The sequence below is a fragment of the Kocuria dechangensis genome, from assembly GCF_014636775.1.
In the GTDB taxonomy this organism is placed as follows: Bacteria; Actinomycetota; Actinomycetes; order Actinomycetales; family Micrococcaceae; genus Kocuria; species Kocuria dechangensis.
In genome coordinates this window covers 54,639-77,187 of the sequence record NZ_BMEQ01000008.1, presented here as the reverse complement: position 1 = coordinate 77,187, position 22,549 = coordinate 54,639, and the positions used below count along the sequence as shown (strand labels likewise).

24 protein-coding genes, 4 tRNA genes, 1 pseudogene and 1 riboswitch are annotated in these 22,549 nt (G+C 75.0%); of the genes and pseudogenes, 8 read left to right on the top strand and 21 right to left on the bottom strand.

Annotation, left to right across the window (positions count from 1 at the left end):
* Window positions 1-18: 18 nt before the first annotated feature.
* The 19 genes and pseudogenes from trpC to IEW07_RS09410 form a co-directional block, all read right to left on the bottom strand.
* A pseudogene (gene trpC / locus IEW07_RS21615) lies at window positions 19-717 on the bottom strand (indole-3-glycerol phosphate synthase TrpC); the annotation flags it as partial.
* Window positions 718-939: 222 nt separating this feature from the next.
* A complete protein-coding gene (locus tag IEW07_RS09490) occupies window positions 940-1,203 on the bottom strand; it encodes an HGxxPAAW family protein (protein ID WP_188536588.1) in 264 nt (87 codons plus the stop codon).
* A 181-nt stretch (window positions 1,204-1,384) separates the two neighbouring features.
* Window positions 1,385-1,972, bottom strand: coding sequence for a Trp biosynthesis-associated membrane protein (locus IEW07_RS09485; RefSeq protein ID WP_188536586.1), 588 nt, complete (start codon window positions 1,970-1,972; stop codon window positions 1,385-1,387).
* Window positions 1,965-3,581 carry an anthranilate synthase component I gene (locus IEW07_RS09480; RefSeq protein ID WP_188536584.1) on the bottom strand — a complete coding sequence of 539 codons (1,617 nt, stop codon included), beginning with the start codon at window positions 3,579-3,581 and terminating at the stop codon, window positions 1,965-1,967. Before IEW07_RS09480 ends, IEW07_RS09485 begins: the two co-directional genes overlap by 8 nt.
* A gap of 89 nt (window positions 3,582-3,670) precedes the next feature.
* On the bottom strand, window positions 3,671-4,051 hold the full coding sequence (gene hisI, locus IEW07_RS09475) for a phosphoribosyl-AMP cyclohydrolase (RefSeq protein ID WP_188536582.1): 381 nt from the start codon (window positions 4,049-4,051) through the stop codon (window positions 3,671-3,673).
* A gap of 486 nt (window positions 4,052-4,537) precedes the next feature.
* A complete protein-coding gene (gene hisF / locus IEW07_RS09470) occupies window positions 4,538-5,302 on the bottom strand; it encodes an imidazole glycerol phosphate synthase subunit HisF (protein ID WP_188536580.1) in 765 nt (254 codons plus the stop codon).
* Between the two features lie 41 nt (window positions 5,303-5,343).
* Window positions 5,344-6,189, bottom strand: coding sequence for an ATP phosphoribosyltransferase (gene hisG, locus IEW07_RS09465; RefSeq protein ID WP_188536578.1), 846 nt, complete (start codon window positions 6,187-6,189; stop codon window positions 5,344-5,346).
* Between the two features lie 93 nt (window positions 6,190-6,282).
* Window positions 6,283-6,546, bottom strand: coding sequence for a phosphoribosyl-ATP diphosphatase (locus tag IEW07_RS09460; protein ID WP_188536576.1), 264 nt, complete (start codon window positions 6,544-6,546; stop codon window positions 6,283-6,285).
* 66 nt (window positions 6,547-6,612) lie between these two features.
* Window positions 6,613-7,092 (bottom strand): 6,7-dimethyl-8-ribityllumazine synthase, encoded by a 480-nt coding sequence (gene ribH / locus IEW07_RS09455; RefSeq protein ID WP_188536574.1) that lies wholly within the window; start codon window positions 7,090-7,092, stop codon window positions 6,613-6,615.
* Window positions 7,089-7,784: a GTP cyclohydrolase II gene (locus IEW07_RS20965; protein ID WP_229741709.1), complete on the bottom strand. Its 696-nt coding sequence runs from the start codon at window positions 7,782-7,784 to the stop codon at window positions 7,089-7,091. Before IEW07_RS20965 ends, ribH begins: the two co-directional genes overlap by 4 nt.
* Entirely contained in the window at window positions 7,781-8,443 is a 663-nt protein-coding gene (ribB, locus tag IEW07_RS20960; protein ID WP_229741725.1) for a 3,4-dihydroxy-2-butanone-4-phosphate synthase, read from the bottom strand. Before ribB ends, IEW07_RS20965 begins: the two co-directional genes overlap by 4 nt.
* Window positions 8,443-9,120: a riboflavin synthase gene (locus tag IEW07_RS09445; protein ID WP_188536573.1), complete on the bottom strand. Its 678-nt coding sequence runs from the start codon at window positions 9,118-9,120 to the stop codon at window positions 8,443-8,445. Before IEW07_RS09445 ends, ribB begins: the two co-directional genes overlap by 1 nt.
* Window positions 9,121-9,169: 49 nt before the next feature.
* Complete coding sequence (ribD, locus tag IEW07_RS09440) at window positions 9,170-10,216, bottom strand: bifunctional diaminohydroxyphosphoribosylaminopyrimidine deaminase/5-amino-6-(5-phosphoribosylamino)uracil reductase RibD (RefSeq protein ID WP_229741707.1); 1,047 nt, start codon at window positions 10,214-10,216, stop codon at window positions 9,170-9,172.
* 106 nt (window positions 10,217-10,322) lie between these two features.
* Window positions 10,323-10,485: riboswitch (FMN riboswitch) on the bottom strand.
* A gap of 46 nt (window positions 10,486-10,531) precedes the next feature.
* Window positions 10,532-11,197: a ribulose-phosphate 3-epimerase gene (rpe, locus tag IEW07_RS09435; RefSeq protein ID WP_188536571.1), complete on the bottom strand. Its 666-nt coding sequence runs from the start codon at window positions 11,195-11,197 to the stop codon at window positions 10,532-10,534.
* A gap of 51 nt (window positions 11,198-11,248) precedes the next feature.
* Entirely contained in the window at window positions 11,249-12,874 is a 1,626-nt protein-coding gene (locus tag IEW07_RS09430) for an RsmB/NOP family class I SAM-dependent RNA methyltransferase (RefSeq protein WP_188536569.1), read from the bottom strand.
* The gene (fmt, locus tag IEW07_RS09425; RefSeq protein ID WP_188536567.1) at window positions 12,871-13,791 is read right to left on the bottom strand and encodes a methionyl-tRNA formyltransferase; all 921 of its coding nucleotides are present in this window, start codon (window positions 13,789-13,791) and stop codon (window positions 12,871-12,873) included. The genes IEW07_RS09430 and fmt overlap by 4 nt, the downstream gene beginning before the upstream one ends.
* Window positions 13,792-13,834: 43 nt before the next feature.
* Window positions 13,835-14,410 carry a peptide deformylase gene (gene def / locus IEW07_RS09420; protein ID WP_188536565.1) on the bottom strand — a complete coding sequence of 192 codons (576 nt, stop codon included), beginning with the start codon at window positions 14,408-14,410 and terminating at the stop codon, window positions 13,835-13,837.
* 71 nt (window positions 14,411-14,481) lie between these two features.
* A complete protein-coding gene (locus tag IEW07_RS09415; protein ID WP_188536562.1) occupies window positions 14,482-15,381 on the bottom strand; it encodes a cytochrome in 900 nt (299 codons plus the stop codon).
* A gap of 213 nt (window positions 15,382-15,594) precedes the next feature.
* Window positions 15,595-15,666 (bottom strand) — tRNA-Val (locus IEW07_RS09410).
* Between the two features lie 422 nt (window positions 15,667-16,088).
* Between IEW07_RS09410 and IEW07_RS09405 the strand changes: the two genes are divergently transcribed.
* From IEW07_RS09405 to IEW07_RS09395, 3 genes are all read left to right on the top strand, one after another.
* A tRNA-Gly gene (locus IEW07_RS09405) sits at window positions 16,089-16,161 on the top strand.
* Window positions 16,162-16,221: 60 nt separating this feature from the next.
* Window positions 16,222-16,292, top strand: a tRNA-Cys gene (locus tag IEW07_RS09400).
* A gap of 48 nt (window positions 16,293-16,340) precedes the next feature.
* Window positions 16,341-16,415: transfer RNA gene (locus IEW07_RS09395), tRNA-Val, on the top strand.
* Window positions 16,416-16,591: 176 nt separating this feature from the next.
* On the opposite strand, the gene zapE is transcribed toward IEW07_RS09395, so the two are convergent.
* Entirely contained in the window at window positions 16,592-17,653 is a 1,062-nt protein-coding gene (gene zapE, locus IEW07_RS09390; protein WP_188536560.1) for a cell division protein ZapE, read from the bottom strand.
* Window positions 17,654-17,894: 241 nt separating this feature from the next.
* Between zapE and IEW07_RS09385 the strand changes: the two genes are divergently transcribed.
* Genes IEW07_RS09385 through ybaK form a run of 3 tightly spaced genes read left to right on the top strand, consistent with a single transcriptional unit; the run spans window position 17,895 to window position 19,765 of the window.
* Window positions 17,895-18,803, top strand: coding sequence for a sulfurtransferase (locus IEW07_RS09385; protein WP_188536558.1), 909 nt, complete (start codon window positions 17,895-17,897; stop codon window positions 18,801-18,803).
* Entirely contained in the window at window positions 18,800-19,255 is a 456-nt protein-coding gene (locus IEW07_RS09380; RefSeq protein ID WP_188536556.1) for a SufE family protein, read from the top strand. Before IEW07_RS09385 ends, IEW07_RS09380 begins: the two co-directional genes overlap by 4 nt.
* 18 nt (window positions 19,256-19,273) lie before the next feature.
* Entirely contained in the window at window positions 19,274-19,765 is a 492-nt protein-coding gene (gene ybaK / locus IEW07_RS09375) for a Cys-tRNA(Pro) deacylase (RefSeq protein WP_188536554.1), read from the top strand.
* A 52-nt stretch (window positions 19,766-19,817) separates the two neighbouring features.
* Here the strand turns inward: ybaK and IEW07_RS09370 are convergent, their stop codons facing one another.
* Window positions 19,818-21,140 carry an alpha/beta hydrolase family protein gene (locus IEW07_RS09370; protein ID WP_188536552.1) on the bottom strand — a complete coding sequence of 441 codons (1,323 nt, stop codon included), beginning with the start codon at window positions 21,138-21,140 and terminating at the stop codon, window positions 19,818-19,820.
* Window positions 21,141-21,260: 120 nt separating this feature from the next.
* On the opposite strand from IEW07_RS09370, the gene msrB reads away from it, so the two are divergent.
* Both msrB and IEW07_RS09360 read left to right on the top strand, forming a co-directional pair.
* Entirely contained in the window at window positions 21,261-21,740 is a 480-nt protein-coding gene (gene msrB, locus IEW07_RS09365) for a peptide-methionine (R)-S-oxide reductase MsrB (protein WP_188536550.1), read from the top strand.
* Window positions 21,741-21,850: 110 nt separating this feature from the next.
* Window positions 21,851-22,498, top strand: a complete 648-nt coding sequence (locus IEW07_RS09360) for a DUF3000 domain-containing protein (RefSeq protein WP_229741705.1) — start codon at window positions 21,851-21,853, stop codon at window positions 22,496-22,498.
* Window positions 22,499-22,549: the final 51 nt, after the last annotated feature.

Genomic DNA, 22,549 nt, shown 5'->3' with positions numbered 1-22,549 from the left:
CGCGGACGGGTCGCCGGCCCGGACGAGGGCCTCGCCCACGAGGACGGCCTTGGCGCCGTGGGAGGCGTAGCGGGCGATCTGCTCCTCGCCCTCCACCCCGGACTCGGCCACGACCACGGCGCCCTCCGGCAGCAGCTCCGCGAGCCGGCCGAAGGTGTCGACGTCGACGTCGAGGGTCTTGAGGTTGCGGACGTTGACGCCCACGATGCGGGCGCCCGCGGCCGCGGCGCGCTCGATCTCCTCGGGCGTGTGGGTCTCGACCAGGGCGTGCATGCCGAGCTCGTGGGTGAGGTCGAGGAACCGGCGCAGCTGCTCGTCGGTGAGCGCCGCGACGATCAGCAGCACGAGGTCGGCCCCGTGGGCGCGGGCCTCCCAGATCTGGTACTCGTCGACGGTGAAGTCCTTGCGCAGCACCGGCACGGACACGGCGGCGCGCACGGCGTCGAGGTCGGCCAGCGAGCCGCCGAAGCGCCGCTGTTCGGTGAGCACCGAGATGACGGAGGCCCCGCCGTGCTCGTAGGCCGCCGCGAGGCGGGCGGGATCCGCGATCTCGGCCAGCGCGCCCTTGGACGGGCTGGAGCGCTTGACCTCCGCGATGATCTGGACGGCGTCCTCGTGGGGCCCGCGCAGGGCGGACTCGGCGTCGAGGGCGTGCGGGCGCTGGGCGGCCAGCCGCCGGAGCTCGTCGAGGCCGACCTGCTCCTGGCGCGCGGCCATGTCCGCCCGGACGCCCTCGATGATGGCGTCCAGGACGGTCCCCGTGCTCTGTTGCGACATGCTGTTCTGTCCTCTCGGCGGCGTGGGCCGCACTGGTGCGTGGTGCGGTGGCAGGCGCGGCCGGGACTCGGGTCGTCCCCTAGGCCGATGACCAGCCCCGGACGGGACTGGTCATCGGCTCCGCGGGCTGCGCTCCCGCGGCCGGCTCGCGCCGGCCCGGACTCAGGCCTTGTGGTGACGGGCCTCGTGCTTGCGCTGCTCGGAGCCGGCGCCGTGGCCCATGGACCGCAGGACCCAGCCGGCGATCAGGCCGACGACGATCAGGCCCAGGCCGACGATCAGCACGGGGGTGCTGCCCACGGTGAAGCCCACGATGCCGACGATCACGCCCACCGACATGATGCCCACGGTCACCCAGGCGGCGAGCGTGTTGCCGTGCCCGACGAAGCCCGTGTGGTCGAGGACGATCTGGTTTCCGTTTGCCATGTTCTGCACTCCCGATCTCCCGGCCGGGGCGCGGCCGGCCCCGGTCCCGCCGGCCCGGTCGGGGCGCGGCGCTTGCTGACAGTATGTCTCGCTCCATTGTGCCACTCCGCGGCGCGGGGCGCGCACGCGGCGCGGGGTCCCCGGGGCACGACCGTGGGGCGTCCGCGCCGGGGCGCCCCGGTCACGCGGTGGGGTCGCGGCCCTCGGTGAGGGCGTCCCACGAGTCGATCTCGTCGCCGCGGCGGGCCTCTCCCGGGCCCGGAGCGCCGGAGGTCTCGTAGCGCCGGGCCGCGGTCCAGGACCGGCCGGCGACGAGGGCCCACGCGCCGCAGGCGGCCACGAGGAGGGAGGCGGCGGCGGCGACCCACGGCCACGCGGTGCGGGCGAACTCGCCCCCGGCGTTGATCATGCCGGTGGTCTCCCCCACCACGGTGGTCGCGGCGCCGGCGGGGTCGAGCAGCACGGACACGGACGCGGCGAACGCCCCGAGCCCGGCGAGCACCACCACCACGGCCACGACGGCGCGCAGCACGCGCCCGGAGATCGCCACCGCCAGGGCCCCGGCGGCCGCGACCAGGCCCAGCGCCGTGACGGCGGGGGCGGCGTCGGAGCCGGCGACGTCCACGGTCACGGGCTGGAGGGTGGTCTGCACCGTGGCCGAGACCCATGTGGCGGCCGAGCACGCGAAGACGGCGAGCGCGGCCACCAGGGTCGCCAGGACGACGGTGGCCTTGCGGGAGCGGCGCGGGGCGGCGGGGGCCTCAGGCACGGGTCGCGTCCGGGCTCGTCGCGGCCGCCGCGGAGGGGGTCGCGACGTGGTCGACGTCGAGCACGTGCAGCCGCTCGGCGAGCAGCACGGCCCGCAGCGGCGCGGTGGCCTTGTTCAGCGACTCGAGGGCCTCGGTCTCCGGGTCCGAGTCGGCGACGATGCCGCCGCCGGCCTGGACGTAGGCCTTGCCGTCGACGAGCAGCGCGGTGCGGATCGCGATGGCCATGTCCATGTCCCCGGCGAAGTCCATGTAGCCGACCACGCCGCCGTAGACCGCGCGGCGCAGCGGCTCGTACTCGTCGAGCAGCCGCAGGGCCCGCGGCTTCGGCGCCCCCGAGAGGGTGCCGGCCGGGAAGGTCGCGGCCAGCACGTCGTACGCGGTGGCGTCGGGGCGCATCCGCCCGACGACGTTGGAGCACAGGTGCATGATGTGGCTGAAGCGCTCCACCTCCATGAACTCCGTGACCTCCACGGAGCCGGGGAGGGCGATCTTGGAGATGTCGTTGCGGGCGAGGTCGACGAGCATCAGGTGCTCGGAGCGCTCCTTCTCGTCCTCGAGCAGGTCCCGCTCCAGGGCGAGGTCCTCCTCGACGGTCCTGCCCCGGGGGCGGGACCCGGCGATGGGGTGGGTCACGGCCTCGTCCCCGGTGACGGTCACGAGCGCCTCCGGGGAGGACCCGACCACGGAGAAGGGCCGGCCGTCGGCGTCCTCGAAGCTGTAGAGGTACATGTAGGGGCTCGGGTTGATGGCCCGGAGCATGCGGTACACGTCCAGGGAGTCGGCGGTGCACTCGGTCTCGAAGCGGCGGGAGATGACCACCTGGAAGATCTCCCCGTCCACGATGGCCTTCTTGCCCTCCACGATGGAGTTCATGAACAGGGTGCGGTCCCAGCTCTGGTCGACGCGGGACTCGAGGTCCCCGCCGATCTCGTCCGTGCCGGTGAGGGTCGAGACGGTCACGTGGCCGAGCGGGCGGGCGAGCTTCTCGACCATGGCGTGCAGCCGTGACAGGGCGTCGTCGTAGGCCTCGTCGACGCGCTGGTCCGTGTTGTCGAAGTTGATCGCGTTGGCGACCAGCATGACGGTGCCGTCCGTGTTGTCGTGGATGGCGATGTCCGAGACGAGGTTCATGGCGAGCTCGGGGATGTGCAGGTCGTCCTCGGGCGGGTGCGGGAGCTTCTCCCAGCGGCGCACGGCCTCCCAGCCGACGAAGCCCACGAGACCGGAGGTCAGCGGGGGCATGTCCTCGAAGCGCTCGGTGTGGAGCAGGGCCATGGTGTCCCGCAGCGCCTCGACGGGGTTGCCGCCGGTGGGGGCGCCGACCGGGGCCTGCCCGATCCAGTGCGCCTGGCCGTCCTTGGCGGTGAGCGTGGCCCGGGAGTTGGCGCCGACGAAGGAGTAGCGGGACCACACCCCGCCCTCCGCCGCGGACTCCATGAGGAACGTGCCGGGACGGGCCGCTCCCTCCTCCAGCGCGAGCGCGCGGTAGAGGCCGATGGGGGTCATGGCGTCCGCGAGGATCTTGACGCGGACGGGGATGACGCGGCGCTCCGCGGCGAGCGCGCGGAACTCCTCGAGCGTGGGGCTGACGGTGCCCAGGTCCTGCATGGGTGTCGACCTGACTTCCTGGTGGCGGTGCGGTGCGTTGGGGGCGGTGCGGAGTGCGGTGCGGTGCGGGTTGCGGTGCGTGGGGGGGCTCAGACGGCGGCGGACGCGCCGAGGTCGCGGCCGTCGAAGCAGCTGCGGGTGCCCGTGTGGCACGCGGCGCCGGTCTGGTCCACCTGCACGAGCAGGGCGTCGCCGTCGCAGTCGAGGCTGACGCTGTGCACGCGCTGGACGTGGCCGGAGGTGTCGCCCTTGCGCCAGTACTCCTGGCGGGACCGGGACCAGAAGGTCACCCGGCCCTCGGTGAGGGTGCGGCGCAGGGCCTCGTCGTCCATCCAGCCGAGCATGAGCACCTCCTTGGTGTCGTGCTGCTGGACCACGGCGGCCACGAGGCCGGAGGCGTCGCGCTTGAGGCGCGCCGCCACGGCGGGGTCGAGGACGTCGTGGCCGGGATCCGGTGTCTGCTCGTTCATCCCCACCATCCTATCGACCCGGACGGCCGGGCCCGCCCGCCGCCGCCCGGGCCCCCGGCCCTGTCTCCTGTCCTGGTCCTGCCCTGTCTCCTGTCCTGTCGCCGTGGGACGGCACAGGTGCGCCACCGGGACGTGCCCGGTGGCGCACCTGTGCGGCCTCGGTGGCTGTCGTGGAGCGGGGCTGCCCCCCGCTCCCGGGACTAGCGGCGGTTGAGGAACCGGCGGAGCAGGCCGCCCGCGGCCCCCGCTCCGGCTCCCGCGGCGCCCGCCCTGCGCCCCCGTGCCTGACCGGCGGCGTTCACTCCCCGGGTCCCCCGGCGACCTCCCACGGCACGTCCGGTTCCTCCGGCGGTCCGGCCGGTGAGGCTCCTGATGATGCTGTTCAGTCCCACGGTGAACTCCTTCGTCGTCGACCTGTCGAGCGACTGTCGTCAGCTCACTGACGACTGTACGCCGGGAGGCCGCCCGGGGCCACGGGGCGCGGCGTCAGCGGACCTCGTAGCCCGCGGCGCGCAGCGCGTCCTTGACCTCGGCGATGGCGTGCACCGGGCCGAAGTGGAAGATCGAGGCGGCCAGCACGGCGTCGGCGCCCGCGGCCACGGCGGGCGGGAAGTGCTCGGGCGCGCCGGCCCCGCCGGAGGCGATGAGGGGCACGTGCACCCGTTCGCGCACGGCGCGGATCATCTCGAGGTCGAAGCCCTCCTGGGTGCCGTCAGCGTCCATGGAGTTGAGCAGGATCTCCCCCACCCCGCGGTCCTCGCACTCGCGGGCCCAGTCGAGGGCGTCGATGCCGGTGAGCGTGCGCCCGCCGTGGGTGGTCACCTCGAAGCCGGAGGAGGTGTTGCCCGTGCGCCGGGCGTCGAGGGACAGGACGAGCACCTGGCTGCCGAAGTGCCCCGTGATCTCGTCGATCACCCCGGGGCGCGCGACGGCGGCGGTGTTGATCGACGCCTTGTCCGCGCCGCAGCGCAGCAGCCGGTCGACGTCGGCGACCGTGCGGACCCCGCCGCCCACGGTCAGGGGGATGAAGACCTGCTCGGCGGTGCGCGCGACGACGTCGAAGGTCGTCGCCCGGGCCGCGGAGGAGGCCGTGACGTCGAGGAACGTCAGCTCGTCGGCGCCGGCGAGGTTGTAGCGCTTCGCGAGCTCGACGGGGTCGCCGGCGTCGCGGAGGTTCTCGAAGTTGACGCCCTTGACGACGCGCCCGGCGTCGACGTCCAGGCAGGGGATGACTCGTACGGCAACGCCCACGGGCGGGACCTCCTCGGGACCGGGTGCGGGGGATACGGGGTTCAGATGCGGGCGGCCTGGATCGGGGAGACCAGGATCGCCCGGGCCCCGACCTCGTAGAGGGCGTCCATCACCTTGTTGGTCTCGGCCTTGGGGACCATGGCGCGCACGGCCCACGCATTGCCGCGTCCCAGGCGGGAGATGGTGGGGCCCTCCATGCCGGGGGTGATGCTGGTCGCCGCGTCGACGAGCTCCTCGGCGACGTCGTAGTCCATCATCACGTACTGCCGGGCCACGAGGACGCCCTGCAGGCGGCGGCGCAGCACGGCCAGGCCCTCGGGCTCCTCGGCGGCGCGGCTGCGGATCAGCAGCGCCTCGGAGGTCATGATCGGGTCGCCGAAGACCTGCAGCCCGGCGGCGCGCAGGGTGTTGCCGGTCTCGACGACGTCGGCGATGGCGTCCGCCACGCCCAGGCGGATGGAGGACTCCACGGCGCCGTCGAGGCGGACCACGGACGCCTCGATGCCCTGCTCGGCGAGGTGGGCGCGCAGCAGGCCGTCGTAGCTGGTGGCGATGCGCTTGCCGGCCAGCTGCGCGACGGAGCTGAACTCCCCCAGGGGGCCGGCGAAGCGGAAGGTGGAGCGGGCGAAGTCCAGGGCCAGGTCCTCGTCGGCGTGGACGCCGGAGTCCAGGAGCAGGTCCCGGCCGGTGATCCCGACGTCGAGGATCCCGCCGCCCACGTAGACGGCGATGTCGCGGGGCCGCAGGTAGAAGAACTCGACGTTGTTCTCCGGGTCCACGAGGACCAGCTCGCGGGAGTCGCGGCGCTGCCGGTAGCCGGCCTCCTTGAGCATGGTGACGGCGGCTTCGGACAGGGCGCCCTTGTTGGGCACTGCGACACGCAGCATGGGATTCCTTCTCGACGACTTCTGGACGGCTTCTTCGACGGCTTCGGCGGGGGTGGGCGGCGCGGGCACCGGGCGGCGCCCCGGGGCGCCCGCTCAGAGGTGGGTGTAGACGTCCTCGAGGGTCAGGCCCTTGGCGACCATCATGACCTGGAGGTGGTACAGCAGCTGGGAGATCTCCTCGGCCGCCTCGGCCGGGGTCTCGTACTCGCAGGCCATCCAGACCTCCGCGGCCTCCTCGACGATCTTCTTGCCGATCCCGTGGACCCCGGTGTCGAGCTCACGGACGGTGCCGGAGCCTTCCGGGCGGGTCACTGCTTTGTCGCTGATCTCGGCGAAGAGGGTCTCGAAGGTTTTCACGACTACCAGGGTAATGGGTCGGCGGGCCCGCCCCGGACGCAGCCGCCCGGGGCGGGCCCCTCCGGCTCAGACACCCAGGGAGCGCAGCAGCAGCGCGGTCTGCACCGCGGCGGCCGCGGCCTCGTAGCCCTTGTCCTCCTGCGAGCCCTCGAGCCCGGCCCGGTCGAGGCCCTGCTGCTCGGTGTCGCACGTGAGCACGCCGAAGCCCACGGGCACGCCGGTGCGCACCGTGACGTCGGTCAGCCCCTGGGTGGCGGCGGAGCACACGTAGTCGAAGTGGGGGGTGCCCCCGCGGATCACGACGCCGAGGGCCACGACCGCGTCGACCGCCGGGGCGAGCCGGGCCGCGGCCACGGGCAGCTCGAAGCTGCCGGGGACCCGCACGACGGTGGGCTCCGCCACCCCGGCGTCGGCCAGGGCGCGGCGGGTGCCGTCGAGCAGCCCGTCCATGATCGTCGTGTGCCAGCTCGAGGCGACGACGGCGACGCGCAGGGCGCTCGCGTCGGTGCGGGTGAGGTCGATGTCGGGGGCTCCGTGTCCGCTCATGGGGCGAGGTCTCCTGTGCTGTCGATGGTGCGGTCGATGGTGCTGTCGGCGCCGGGGTGGGTGTCGTCGACGTGGTTCAGGCGGTGCCGCATGCGGTCCCGCTTGGTCGCCAGGTAGTCGTGGTTCTCGGGCCGGGCCGGGACCTCGTTGGGGACCATGGCGACGACGTCGATGCCCAGGTCCTCGAGGTGCTCGGCCTTGGCGGGGTTGTTGCTCAGCAGCCGGATCCGGGTCAGCCCGAGCCGGTGGAGGATGGCCGCGGCGGCGCTGTAGTCCCGGGCGTCGGCGGGCAGGCCGAGCAGCTCGTTGGCCTCGACGGTGTCCGCTCCCCCGTCCTGGAGCTTGTAGGCGCGCAGCTTGTTCACCAGGCCGATGCCGCGGCCCTCGTGGTTGCGCAGGTAGAGCAGGGTGCCGCCGTCGGCCGCGATCCGGCGCAGGGCGAGGTGCAGCTGGGGTCCGCAGTCGCAGCGGTAGGAGCCGAACACGTCGCCCGTGAGGCACTCGGAGTGCAGCCGCACCAGCGGGGGCTCCCCGGCGGGCGCGCCCCCGGGGTGCGCGGCGGTGAGGCTCAGGTGCTCGGCGACGGCCTCGCCGGGCCCGCCCGGCAGCTGCCAGCCGACCACCTCGAACCGGCCCTCGGGGGTGGGGACCACGACGGGCTCGGAGCTGACCAGGGGCGCGGCGGGCCTCATCGGGACTCCCCCTGCAGGTGCACCACCAGGTCCTCGATGCTCACGAGCGGGATCCCGTGGCGGTCGGCGAAGGCCCGCAGCTCGGGCAGGCGCATCATCGACCCCTCGTCGTGGACGAGCTCGGCGATGACGCCCACGGGCTCGAGCCCGGCCAGGACGCACAGCTCCACCGCGGCCTCGGTGTGGCCGCGGCGGGCGGCGACCCCGCCCTCGGCGGCGCGCAGGGGCAGGACGTGCCCGGGCCGGCTGATGTCCCCGGGTCCGGCGGAGGGGTCGGCGAGCACGCGGGCGGTGAGGGCCCGGTCGGCGGCGCTGATACCGGTGCTCACGCCCTCCCGGGCGTCGCAGGTGACGGTGTAGGCGGTGCCCTTGGCGTCCTCGTTGACGGCGACCATCGGGGGCAGCTGCATCGCGTCCGCCCGGGGACCGGTCATGGGCACGCACACCACGCCCGAGGTGTGGCGGACGGTGAAGCCCATCAGCTCGGGGGTGGCGTGCTGGGCGGCGAAGACGATGTCGCCCTCGTTCTCCCGGTCGGCGTCGTCCACGACGACCACGGGCCGGCCCTGGCCCATGGCCTCGACGGCCGCGGCGACCGGGTCCAGCCGGATCTCCTCCGGGGGTGTGCCCACGCCGTCGTGGGTGCTGGTGGTGCGCATCATGCTCCTTCTCCTGCCGCGGGCCCGGTGGCGGGACCCTGCGGCGTGCTGTCGATCCGGGCGAACGCCAGCAGGCGCTGGGCGTACTTCGCCAGGACGTCGACCTCCAGGTTGACGGTCGAGCCCGCCGGGCGGCGCCCGAGCGTGGTCTCGGCCAGGGTGGCGGGGATCAGCCCGACCTCGAACCACGGGGCGGGGTCCCCCGGCTCGCTGACGGCGGTCACGGTGAGGGAGACACCGTCCACGGCGATCGAGCCCTTCTCCGCGACGAACGGTGCGAGCTCGGCGGGCAGGGCCACGCGCACGCGCTCCCACTCGCCGAGGTCCTCGCGCTCGGCCACGGTGCCGGTGCCGTCCACGTGGCCCTGGACCACGTGCCCGTCGAGCCGGCCGCCCGCGGGCACGCAGCGCTCGAGGTTGACGGCGTCCCCGGCGGCGAGGGCCCCGAGATTGGTGCGGACGAGGGTCTCCCCGATGACGTCGGCCAGGAACTGCCCCGGGCCGATCTGCTCCGTGCGGGTCGCGGTCAGGCACACGCCGTTGACGGCCAGCGACCCGCCGTGCGGGAGGTCCGCGACGAGCGCGCCGGCGTCGACGAGCAGCCGGGCGCTCGTGCCGTCGGGGCGGGCCTCGACCGAGCGCACGGTGCCCTGGCCGGCGACGATTCCTGTGAACATCTGCTTCTTCCTCTGGTCTGGCGGGAGTGCGGGGAGTGTCGGGAGCGGCTCAGGCTGTGGGCCGCAGGTGGATCCACAGGTCGGGGCCCAGCTGCTGCACGGGCCCTCCCCCGGTCGGGTCGAGCTGCCACCGGGAGGCGCCGGCGAGGGTGCCGATCCGCAGGTCCTGGAAGGCGGCTCGGCCCGCGCCCAGCAGCAGCGGGGCCTGGTAGAGGGCGATCTCGTCGACGAGGCCGACGCGCAGGAAGGCCGCCGCGGTCGTCGCCCCGCCCTCGATCAGGACGTGCCGGACCCCGGCGTCGTAGAGCTCGGCGAGCGCGGAGTGCGGGTCGTGGGTGGTGACGTGGCGGAACCGCCCGTCCGTGCCGCGGACGGCGGCGCGGTCGGGGACGGGGCGCAGGCCCATGACCACGCGCAGGGGCTGGCGGGCGACGGCGCCGCCGTCGCCCGTGCGGGCGGTGAGCCGGGGGTCGTCCGCAAGCACCGTGCCGGTGCCCACGAGCACGGCGTCCGCGCGGGCCCGGACGTCGTGGCCGTGCTCCCGCGCGGACGACGACGTGATCCACTGGCTGGTCCCGTCGGCCGCGGCGATCCGGGAGTCGAGGGTCTGGGCGACCTTGAGGGTGACGAAGGGACGCTGCGCGCGCATCGTCTCGCCCCAGCGCTCGTTGAGCTGCTCCGCCTCGTCGGCGAGCAGGCCCGAGCGGACGTCGAGCCCGGCGGCGCGCATGGCGGCCGAGCCGCCGGAGGCCGCGGTCGTGCGGTCGGGGGCGCCGAAGACGACGCGGGGCACGCCCGCGGCGACGATGGCCTCGGCGCACGGGCCGGTGCGGCCCCAGTGGTTGCAGGGCTCGAGGGTGACGTACATGGTGGTGTCCCGCAGGTCGGTGCCGGCGGAGGCGGCGCGCTCCAGGACGTCGACCTCGGCGTGGGCGGTGCCGGCCCCGCGGTGGTGGCCGACGTGCAGGATCCGCCCGGTGGCGTCGACGAGGACCGCCCCCACGAGCGGGTTCGCCCCGCGCGGGCCGCGGGCCGCGGCGTGCAGGGCGGTCCGCATGAGCGACCGCTCGGCGTCACCGAAGGGCTGCGGGTCCATTCGCGTCGTCCTTCCCGGGTCGGGTCCGGGGCGCAGGACAACGGGGCCGCCGCCGGGGACCGGCGGCGGGCGCGGCGTGCACTGGGCGCGCGCCACGAGGGCCGTTGCACGTGTTGCCTTCCATCCAGACTGTGACTGTCGGTACCGGAGTTCCACCGGTTCGGCCGGACGGGAACCCCCGGCAGGTGCTGGCACCTGCGCGTGGGCACTCGTCCGGTTCGCGGACTGTGACCGCCGGTTCGGACTTCCACCGACCCCGGAACACGTTGTTGTTGCCAACGATTATGACACAGCGCACCCCGGGGAACGGCGGACTCAGCCCTGCCGGGCGCGCGCGGCGGCCCGCAGGGCCGTGATCGCGGCCTCGGGGTCCCCCGTGCCGTAGACGGCGGAGCCCGCCACGAAGGTGTCCGCCCCGGCCTCCGCGGCGCGCACGATCGTCTCCTCGGTGATCCCCCCGTCGACCTGCAGGGCCACCCGCCCGCCGCCGGCCCGGATCGCCTCCGCGGCGCGGCGGATCTTCGGGAGCGTGACGTCGAGGAAGGCCTGGCCGCCGAAGCCCGGCTCCACCGTCATGATCATCAGGGTGTCCAGCTCGGGGAGCAGGTCCAGGTACGGCTCCACCGGGGTCGCCGGGCGCAGCGCCATCCCGGCACGGGCGCCGTGGTGGCGCAGCTCGCGGGCGAGCTTGAGCGGGGCACGGGCGGCCTCCGCGTGGAAGGTCACGGACTCGCAGCCGAGCTCCGCGTAGGCGGCGGCCCACCGGTCGGCGTCCTCGATCATCAGGTGCACGTCCAGCGGCACCGAACTCACGGCGAGGATCCGCTCGACGACGGGCAGCCCCAGCGTCAGGTTGGGCACGAAGTGGTTGTCCATGACGTCCACGTGCACGGCGTCGGCGGTGGCGATCCGGGACAGCTCCGCCTCGAGGTTGACGAAGTCCGCGGAGAGGATCGAGGGGTGGATGCAGGTGCGGGTCACGGGGGCTCCTGGGTCGGCGGCGGGATCGGCGGGGTGGGTGGGCGTCCGGCGTCAGCGCTTGCGCAGCAGGGCCAGGAACATGGCGTCGGTGCCGTGGACGTGCGGCCACAGCTGGACGGTCGCGGGACCGGCGGTCCCCTCCCAGGGGCGGGAGGGGTCGCGGTCGCCGTCGAGGGCACCGGGCAGCGCCGCGGCCCGCACGGGCGCGAGGGCGTCGACCAGCTCGGCGTCGTCGCGGGCGGCCAGCACGTCCTGGACCACCGCCAGCGTCTCGGCGGCGTGCGGGGAGCACGTGACGTAGGCGACGGTCCCGCCGGGGCGGGTGACGTCCAGCGCCGCCTGCAGCAGCCCGCGCTGGAGGGGGCCCAGCTCGGCGAGGTCCCGGGGGGTGCGCCGCCAGCGGGACTCCGGGCGGCGGCGCAGCGCGCCCAGCCCGGTGCACGGGGCGTCCACGAGCACCCGGTCCCAGCCGGCGTCCTCGACCGGCCGGCCCCCGAGGGTCTCGGCGATCGTCCGGCCGTCGCCGGTGCGCACGGTCCAGGCCTCCGCGGGGACGGGCCGCAGCGCCTGGCGCACGAGCTCCGCGCGGTGCGGGGCGACCTCGTTGGCGGTCAGGTGGGCGCCGCGGCCGGCGGCGACGGCGGCGAGCAGCGCGGCCTTGCCGCCGGGGCCGGCGCAGAGGTCGAGCCAGCGCTCCCCCTCCGCGGGCCGGTGCCCGGCCTCGAGCAGGGCGCGGGCGACCAGCTGGGAGCCGGCGTCCTGGACGCGCACGCCGCCCTCCCGCACCGAGGCGAGCCGGTGCAGGTCCCCGCCGCTGCTCAGCGCGGAGCCCGGGACCAGCGTCCCCGGCTCCGCCCCCGTCCCGAGCGCCTCGGCGAGGTCGCCCACCCCGGGCAGGGCGACGAGGTTGACGACGGGGGCGGCGTTGTCGGCCTCGAGGAGGGCCTCGAGCTCCGCGGCGTCGCGGCCGTGGGCGACGAGCGCCTGGCGCAGGGCGCGGACCTCCCACGCCGGGTGGGCGTGGCGCAGGCCCAGCCGCGCGGCGTCGTCGGCCACGTCCTCGGTCAGCTCCGCGAGCCACTCCTGGAGGTCCTTGGCCGCGACCTTGCGCAGCACGGCGTTGACCAACCCGCCGGGCCCGGCGCCGATCACGGCCCGGACGAGCCCGACCGTCTGGTCGAGGGCGGCGTGGTCCGGCACGCGCATGGCCAGCAGCTGGTGGACGCCCAGGCGCAGCGCGTCCAGGACGGCGCCGTCGAGGTCGGCCAGCGGCCGGTCCACGCAGCGGGCCAGCACGGCGTCCCAGGTGCCCTGCCAGCGCAGGGCGCCGTAGGCGAGCTCGGTCGCGAAGCCGGCGTCGCGGCGGTCCAGCCGGTGGGCGCGGATGGCCCGGGGCAGGACGAGGTTGCCGTAGGCGCCCTCCTCGGAGACGGCGCGCAGCGTCTCGAACGCGGCGAGCCGGGCCGGGTCGGCCCGGCGGGTGCGCCGGCCCGGGGCCGAGGCGGAGAAGGACCGCTCGGCCTGCGCGCGCCGGTTGCGCTCGTGCCCCGTGGCGCTGCGGCGGGGCCCGTCCTGCCGGTCCCGGGCGGGGCGCCCGGCGCGCGGGCCCCCGGTCCGGTCCCCGGGCCGTCCGCCCCGCTGCTGTCCGCCGTGCTGCTGTCCGTCGCGCTCGCTCACTCGAACACCACTCCGTCCTCGTTCCAGCCGCGCGCCCAGGCGGGCGCGTCCATGGGCTTCTTCCCGGAGGGCTGCACCTGGCCCAGCTGCACCGCGTAGGACCCGGTGCCCACCAGCACGGCGCCGCCCCGCAGCACGCACTGCCCCGGTGCGAGACCGCGCTCGTCCGGCCGGGCGACCACCGGGCCGAGCTTGAACCGCCGCCCGTCGAGCGTCGTCCAGGCGCCGGGCTCGGGGGTGGTGCCGCGGACGCGGTGGGCGACGGCCACGGCGGGGTCGCACCAGCGGACCCGGGCGTCCTCGGCCGTGAGCTTGGGGGCGTGGCTGACCTCGCCCTGCTGCGGGGCCGGGCGCGCGGAGCCGGCCACCACGGCGAGCAGGGAGTCGGCCAGCAGCGGGGCCGCGGTGCGGGAGAGGCGCTCCAGGACGGTCCCGGCGGTGTCCTCGGGGCGGACCTCGTCGACCAGGGTGCCGATCACGGGCCCGGTGTCGAGGCCGGCCTCGAGCAGGAAGGTGCTGGCGCCCACCACCGTGTCGCCGGCCATCAGGGCGCGCTGGACCGGTGCGGCGCCGCGCCACTGCGGCAGCAGGGAGAAGTGCAGGTTGATCCAGCCGTGGGGCACGGCGTCGAGGGCGGCCTGCGGGACCAGGGCGCCGTAGGCGACGACCGCCGCGACGTCGACGCCGAGATCCCGGATCCGCCCGGTGAGCTCCGCGTCCACGCGGTTGGCCTTGAGCACCGGGATGCCGCGCCGTTCGGCCTCCTCCGCCACGGGCGAGGGCGTGAGGACCTTCTTCCGGCCGACGGGGGCGTCGGTGCGGGTGAGGACGGCCGCGACCTCGACGTCGGGGCGCTCGGCCAGGTGGACGAGGGGCGGCACGGCGACGGACGGCGTGCCCGCGTAGAGGATCTTCACGGCTCTCCTGGTGGGTGGGGGCGGGGTCTGAGGTGCCGGGGCGTCAGGCGCGGGGAGACCCGAAGGCGGAGCCGGCGCCGAAGGAGGTGCCCACGCTGGTGGCGCGCTGCCCCGCGACGCCGCTGACCACGCCGTTGTAGTCGGCGGCGCGGATGGCGCGCATCGCCTCCTTCTTCGCCTCGCCGACGAGGCGGTCCACGTAGAGGCGGCCGTCGAGGTGGTCGGTCTCGTGCTGCAGGCAGCGGGCGAGCAGCCCCGTGCCCTCGACGACGACGGGGGCGCCGTCCCGGTCCACGCCGACCACCCGCGCCCAGTCCCGCCGGGGGGTCTCGAAGCCCAGGCCGGGCACGGACAGGCAGCCCTCGCCGCCCTGCTGCGGCTCCTCGCCGATCTCCAGCACGGGGTTGACCACGTGGCCCTCGGAGCCCTCGACCGCCCAGGTGAACACGCGCAGGCTCACGCCCACCTGGGGCGCGGCGAGGCCGACGCCGCCGACGTCCAGCATCGTCTCGTGCATGTCCGCCACGAGGCGGCGCAGGGCGTCATCGAACTCCGTGACCTCCTGGGCGCGGGTGCGCAGGACGGGGTCGCCGATGGTGCGGATGGGCAGGATGGACATGGATGGACCTCGCTCTCGACCGTCCAAGTCTACGGTCCGGCCCGTGGGGCCGGGCACGCCGGGCGGCGCGCCTACGCGCCGCCGGGCTCCGCGGTGGCCTGCGCGCCCGCGCCCGGGACGGGGAGGCTCTGCACCGGCGGGGGCGGCACCGGGCGCAGCGCGGGCCCCGCCGCGGCGAGCGCCGTCTCCTGCGTCCACACCCGGTGCAGGGCACAGAACTTGTACCAGTGCGCCTCCAGCACCGCGGGCACCGCCTGCACGGGAACGACCTCGGTCTCGCCGATCGCGACCCCCAGCAGCAGGTCCGCGTTGCCGTAGGCCCACGGCTCCCACGTGCCGGCCTCGGCGTCCACGAGGGACTCCTCGGCCTTGAGCCCGGCCACGAGCTGCGTGACGACCTTCGGGTCGAGGGACTTCACCCGGCCGTCGCGGTCGGTGCCCTTGGTCTTGTAGTCGATCAGGCAGGTCCGCCCCGCGATCCGGGCCACGAGGTCGAGGGTGCCGGCGTAGCCCACGGTGGAGTTCCAGACGGTGACCTCCACGGCCAGGGGCTCCGGGGTGTAGAGGTCCCACCACTCGTCGAAGCGGGACGCGAAGCGCTCCTCGCCGTGCTCGGCCAGCGTGGCCCGCGCCTCCGCCGCCCGGTGGGGGCGGCCCATGGCGCGCAGGGCGATCTGCTCGGCGTAGGTGTGGACGCGGTCCCCGCGCGCGGCGGCGTCGTCCCGGTGCCGCTCGGCGGCCTTCGCGGCGTCCCGCACCACGGCGCGCAGCTGGGCCGGCGAGCCGAGGGCCGCGCGCAGGCGGTCGTCGCCCACGGCGGCCTGGGCGGCGCTGTAGCCGTACCAGCCGCCCAGGTCGGTGGCGGCCCGGCCGAGGACCGTGGTGATGGAGGGGACGGTCGCCTGCTCCGAGACGGAGCGGGCGTACATCCGGCCGTACTCGGTCTGTTCCGCCAACCTGGGCTGTGTCACGCTGCCTGTCGCCTTCCTGCCGGGCGGTCCCGGTCCCGTCGATCCGGCCCTGGGCGGTGCCGGTGTCCTGGGCCGAAGGCTACAGACCTCCTCGGACACCGGGGACCGGGCCGGGCCCGGTGGGCCTGGGCGGGACGGAGGACCCGGGCATGCCGGAGGCACCGGGTACGACGAAGGGCCCCGGCTCGGGAAGCCGGGGCCCTTCGGTGCGAGTGCGCGATACTGGGATCGAACCAGTGACCTCTTCGGTGTGAACGAAGCGCGCTACCGCTGCGCCAATCGCGCTCACTGCTCGAAAACCATAACCCACATCCGCGCCGGGGGCCAATTCGCCCCCGGCACCCGGGTCCGGGGCCCCTGATGGCACCCCTCTCCCCCTCCGCCCACTCCTGGGCCACCTCTCGGCCACCTCTCGCCGGCCCCGCAGGGCACGCCCCTTCCGACTCCCCCAGGACGCCCTTCACGACTCCCCGCGGGGCCCCGCCGAGCCCGCCCCGCCGCGTCCCGCCGGGGATTTGGCGTTTCCGAAACGGTCTGGGTAAAGTCTTCACCTGTCAGGAACACCGACGGGTTCCGGCCGGAGGAGCAGCCGAGAGGCGCTCCACCGACGAGGACCGGTCGGACGTCGCACGCCCCCGGCGGGAACGCCGGAAAAGGGCTGTGATACAGTTCTTCCTCGGAAGATCGAGAGATCGGCCGACAGACATGCGGACGTAGCTCAGCTGGTAGAGCACCACCTTGCCATGGTGGATGTCGCGGGTTCGACTCCCGTCGTCCGCTCGCAGTGATCGGCATTGACCATGCCGTGACCGACGGCCCTGTCCGTGAGGACCAGGTCCCGGTGGGGTGGCCGAGTGGTTAGGCAGCGGCCTGCAAAGCCGTCTACGCGGGTTCGAATCCCGTCTCCACCTCGGTGCACACCACCACGCTTGACGGTCTCCCCGGAGATCGGCAGTCAGGCGCGATTGGCGCAGCGGTAGCGCGCTTCCCTGACACGGAAGAGGTCACTGGTTCGATCCCAGTATCGCGCACCACCCAGAAGGCCCCGGCTCCCCGAGCCGGGGCCTTCGTCGTGCCCGTGGTCCGGGCCCGCCTCGTCGGTCTCGCTGCTTCGCCGGCTTCGTCGGCTTGGCGGACCGCTCCGGCCCCTCCTACGACGAGGGCCCCGGTCCCCGCACGTGCGGGGGCCGGGGCCGTCGTCGTGGGCCGCTCAGACGGCGGAGACGTCCCCCAGGATCCCCTCGCGGGCGAGCGCGGTCAGGCGCGAGACGGCGCGGAAGTACTTCTTCTGGTAGCCGCCGGCCATCATCTCGGGCGTGAAGACCTGGTCGAAGGGCTTGCCGGAGGCGATGATCGGCAGGTTCTTGTCGTAGAGCCGGTCCGCGAGGACCACGAAGCGCAGCGCGACCGCCTGCTGCTCGATGGTGTGCACGTCCTGCCACACCACCGCGTCCAGCCCGTCGATGAGCTTGCGGTAGCGGGAGGGGTGCACCTTCGAGAGGTGCTCCACGAGGGCGGCGAAGTCGTCGGCGGCCACGACCTTGCCGGAGAACCGCTCCTCGACGGCGCGCTCGAGCTCCGCCCCGGACAGCGGCGCCGGCGCCTCGGGCAGGCCGCGGTGGCGGAAGTCCTCGCCGTCGATGCGCAGCACCTCGAACTGGTCGCTGAGCACCTGGATCTCCCGCTGGAAGTCCTGGGCGGCGAAGCGGCCCTCGCCGAGGGAGCCCGGCAGCGTGTTGGACGTCGCCGCCAGCCGCACCCCGGCGTCGGAGAGCTCCCGCATCAGCCGGGACATCAGCACGGTGTCCCCCGGGTCGTCGAGCTCGAACTCGTCGATGCACACCAGCGTGTACGAGCTGAGCGCGTCGACCGCCTTGCGGAACGTCAGGGCGCCCACGAGGTTGGTGTACTCCACGAACGTGCCGAAGGCCTTCGGGCCCGGCACCGCGTGCCACAGGGAGGCCAGCAGGTGGGTCTTGCCCACGCCGAAGCCGCCGTCCAGGTAGATCCCCTGGCGCACGTCGCTGCTGCGCCCGCCCCCGCCGAAGAGCTTCGCGAAGAACCCCCCGCCGCCCCCGCCGCGGCCGTTGACGGAGCCCGCGAACCGGCGCAGCTCCTCCACGGCCCGCGCCTGCGACGGCTGCTGGGGGTCGGGGCGGTAGGTGTCGAACGAGACCTCCCCGAACCGCTCCGACGGCCGGAAGCCCTCCAGCAGTTCATCGGCCGACACATTGGGGCGCCGATCGGCGAGGTGTTCGATCTGGATGCTCACAGGTGGACCTCTCTGTCCGCCGGGACCGGCGGTTGGCTGGACGGCGTGCGCCGACGGGCGCACCCGGGTGCTCCGGCGATTTTACCGGCTGGCCGTCCCGCCTCCTGCGCCCGCGGCGAAATCCGGGCCGCGCGCGCCCGCCGGGGCCGGCCCCGGCGGACGGGCTCCGCCGCCGCCCGATACGCTGGGACGAGACCGGCCCGCCAGGGCCACATCCCGTCCCCGACCGGAAGGATCCACCATGGGCGTTGCCGTGGAGCACAACGAAGAGTTCGCGCAGTACGCGCACCCCGAGCGTCTCGTCTCGACCCAGTGGGTCGCCGAGCACCTGGGCGACCCGGGCGTCGTCGTCGTCGAGTCGGACGAGGACGTCCTGCTCTACGAGACCGGGCACGTCCCCGGCGCCGTGAAGATCGACTGGCACACCGACCTCAACCGCCCCGACACCCGCGACTACGTGGACGGCGCCGAGTTCGCCGAGCTGATGGCGCGCAAGGGCATCTCCCGCGACACCACGGTCGTGGTCTACGGCGACAAGTCGAACTGGTGGGCCGCCTACGCCCTGTGGGTCTTCGAGCTGTTCGGCCACCCGGACGTGCGGCTGATGAACGGCGGCCGGGACAAGTGGATCGCCGAGGGCCGCGAGCTGTCCACGGAGAAGGTCGTGCCCGCGCGCGTCGACTACCCCGTGGTCGAGCGCGACGACGCCCCGATCCGCGCCTTCAAGGAGGACGTGCTCGCCCACCTCGGCCAGCAGCCCCTGATCGACGTGCGCTCCCTGCCCGAGTACACGGGCGAGCGCACCCACATGCCCGAGTACCCCCAGGAGGGCACCCTGCGCGGCGGGCACATCCCCACCGCCGCGTCCGTGCCGTGGGCGCGCGCCGCCGCCGAGGACGGCCGGTTCAGGTCCCGCGAGGAGCTCGAGGCGATCTACCGCGACGAGGTCGGGCTGTCCGAGGGCGACGACATCATCGCCTACTGCCGCATCGGGGAGCGCTCCTCCCACACCTGGTTCGTGCTGAAGCACCTCCTCGGCTACGACAAGGTCCGCAACTACGACGGCTCCTGGACCGAGTGGGGCAACTCCGTGCGGGTGCCCATCGTCCTGGGCGAGGAGCGCGGCGAGGTCCCGGGGTCCGCCCGATGAGCGCGGCACTGCCCGGCCAGCTCGAGGAGCTCGTGGAGGACTTCACCGCCGTGCCGCAGGAGGACAAGCTGCAGCTGCTGCTCGAGTTCTCCCGCTCCCTGCCGGCCCTGCCCGCGCGGCTCGGGGAGCACCCGGAGGAGCTGGAGCAGGTCGTCGAGTGCCAGTCCCCGCTGTTCCTGGCCGTCGAGTGGGAGGAGGGCGCCGAGCCCGGCCCGGAGACCCCGGTGCGGCTGTTCTTCTCCGCCCCCGCCGAGGCGCCCACGACCCGCGGCTTCGCCTCGATCCTGCACGAGGGACTCGACGGGCTCCCGGCCCGGCAGGTCCTGGAGATCCCCGACGACCTGCCGGAGCGCTTCGGGCTCACCCAGCTCGTCTCCCCCCTGCGGATGCGCGGGATGTCGGCGATGCTCGCCCGGATCAAGCGCCGGGTCCGCGAGCTCCAGGCCGCCTGAGCGGCCCGGGAGCACCTCGTGGCCAGGAGCGGGCGCCGCGCCGGCCCGACGGCGGCCGTCGCGCTGCTGGAGCGGGCCGAGGTGCCCTACGCCCTGCACGAGTACGAGCACGACCCCGCGGCGGCGTCCTTCGGCCTGGAGGCCGCCGCCGCGCTGGGCCGGGACCCGGAGCAGGTGCTCAAGACGCTGCTGGTGGTCCATGACCGGGACTGGGCGGTGGCGGTGCTGCCGGTCTCCGCGCGGCTGTCCCTGCGCGCGGCCGCCGCGGCGCTGGGCTGGAAGCGCGCGGCCCTGGCCGACCCCCGGCTCGCGGAGCGGCGCACCGGCTACGTGGTGGGCGGGATCTCCCCGCTCGGCCAGAAGACGCCCTCGCCCCTCCTGCTGGACGACCCCGCGCGGGCGCTGCCCACGGTGCTCGTCTCCGGCGGGCGGCGCGGGCTCGAGCTCGAGCTGGCGCCGGAGGACCTGCTCGGGCTCACCGGAGGGCGCACGGCCGCCCTGCAGGCCTGAACGGACGCACCTCCCGCACCGCCCGCACCGCGGGCCGCGGGCCGCCGCCGCGTCAGGACTGCCGGGCCCGCTCCCCGGAGGGGCGGCGCACCAGGCGGTCCTGCGCGAGCCGTCCCGGCAGCCAGCGCCGCACGGCGTCCTCCCAGCGCCGCGGGTCCACGTTCCACTCCTTGGTGTGCCGGGCCCGGGCGAAGGGCACGAACTCGGCGAGCGGGTTCAGCTCCGCGAGCCGGCGGGAGCTCTCCGCCGGGACGAACTCGTCGTCCACGGAGTGCATGATCAGCGTGGGCGCGCGCAGGTGCTCGGACCGGGACAGCCAGTCGAGCGCCTTGAGGTCCACCGGCGCGGCGAGGCCCGTGAGCATCCGCCCGGCCGGGTGCGAGATCAGGTTCGTGGCCAGCCGCCCGATCCCGGAGGGGATCCGGCGGGTGCGGGAGTGGTGGGCGATCAGCTCGTACCAGTCCACCACCGGGCCCGTGAGCACGAGCGCCGCGACGTCGTCCCGGTAGAAGGACAGGTCCGCGGTCTGCAGGGCGATCGCCCCGCCCATCGACCACCCGAAGAGCACGATCTGGGTGGCCCCGCGCGACTTCGCGTAGCTGATCGCCGTCTGCACGTCCTTCCACTCCGTGAACCCGAGCCCGTACCGGTTGTCGTGCGAGGGCGGGGCCTCCCGGTCGTTGCGGTAGGAGATGAGCAGGGACGTCAGCCCGAGCTCCCGGGCGACCGGCACGGCGCGGACCGCCTCCATCCGGCTGGCGCCGCGGCCGTGCACCATGACCGCCCAGGGCCCGGGGAGCTCCCGGGGGCGCTCCCCCTCCGGGGTCGGCCCGCCCTCGGCGGGGACCACCCAGCACGGGGCCGGCCCCACCTCGATGGGGATCTCGACCTCCTCGAACGGCAGCCCCGCGGCCCCGGGGTCCGGGTAGACCGTCCCCGACCAGAACCCGCGCGAGGCCTTCCGGAGGTCCCCCGAGTACACCTCCTCCACGACCCGGGTGACGGTCCCCTCCTGCGGGGAGTAGGCCCGGATCGCGCCGATCCGGGCGTGGCCGCGCCCCGCGTCGAAGCGCAGGCTGTAGGTGCCGGCGACCGTGGTGTCCACGGTGGCCGGGAGCCGCACGAGCGTCGTGGCCGCGGGGTCCCCCTCCTCACCGGTGCGGGTCACCCCGAGGATCGGCAGGTCCTCCGAACGGTACTTGGGCGGGACGACCACCTGGCGCGCGAAGTAGGCGGCCGCCGCGCTCGAGAGGCCGAAGGTCAGCGACGCCGCGCCGACGGTCACGCCGGCGCCCACGACCGCACCGCGCGCCCACTGCGACGCGGGCGCGGGCACGGGGGCGGCAGGCGGCGGCAGCAGCAGGCGTCGGAGCATGGCACCCAGTCTCCCACGGGCCACGGGCATAACCGGGCCCGGCACGTCGTTGTCCTCCCCAGGCGGACCCCGTCCCACGGGCCGGCCGCGACCACCACGGACACCACCCGAGGAGACCCCATGAGCGAGACCACCCAGCCCGCCGACCGCCCCGACCCCACCGAGCCCGCCGGCGCCACCGGCCCCGCGGCACCTGCCGCCCCCGCCGCACGGACGGAGGAGGACTGGCGCTCGATCCTCTCCCCGGAGGAGTACCACGTGCTGCGCGAGGCCGGGACGGAGCGGCCCTTCACCGGCGAGTACTGGGACACCAGGACCGAGGGCGTCTACCAGTGCCGCGCCTGCGGGGCCGAGCTGTTCCGCTCCGAGACCAAGTTCGACGCCCACTGCGGCTGGCCCTCCTTCTGGGCGCCGCTGGCCGAGGAGCGGGTGCGCTACATCAAGGACACCGCCCTGGGGATGGAGCGGATCGAGGTCCGTTGCGCGAACTGCGACTCCCACCTGGGCCACGTCTTCGGCGGCGAGGGCTTCCCCACCCCCACCGACCTGCGGTACTGCATCAACTCGGTCTCGATCCGGCTGGCGCCCGCCGGGTCCTGAGCCCGCCGGCCCGCGGCGGGTCGGTGCCGCCGGGCAGGACGTCCTCGTCCCTGCGGCGTGGCACGGCCCACACCGGCCGCGCTTCGGCCTACCCTGCCAGTGTGAGTGCGGTGAACGACCTGTCACGGGTACCCCAGGACTTCAGGGCCGCTCTGGCCCACCTGCGGCGCGCCCGGTACCGGGACGGGATCGAGCTGACGGAGATCCCGGCCCCGGCCCACCTTGCCCCCTACGCGGTGGCGGTGCGCGCCGAGGTCCGCCGCCCGGCCGGTCTTCCCGCCGGCCCTGCGCTCGTGGCCGACCCGGCCGCGGCGCTCGCCCCGACCGGTCCCGCGGGCTCGGCCGGGGCGGAGGACGAGCTGGCCACCGGCCGGTTCGTGCTCCTGCACGATCCCGCCGAGCCGCCGGCCTGGGGCGGCGCGTTCCGCGTGGTCACCTGGGCACGGGCCGCCGTCGAACGGGAGATCGGCTGCGACGACATGGCGGGCGAGATCGTGTGGACCTGGCTGCTGGAGGCGCTGGAGCGCCACCGGGCCGGATATTCTCGTGAGGGCGGCACCGCGTCCCGCGTCCTCGCCGAGGGCTTCGGCGTCCTGGGCGACCAGGTGGAGGGGGCGGACGTCGAGCTGCGGGCCTCCTGGACGCCCGACGGGCCCGACGTGGAACCGCACCTGGCGGCCTGGGCCGACACGGTGTGCACGTTCGCCGGGCTGCCGCCGTACCCGCCGGGCGTCACCGTCCTGCACCCCCGCCGCTGACCACCGAACCGACCGCGCCCCGCCGGGGCCGACACAGAATCGAAGACTCTC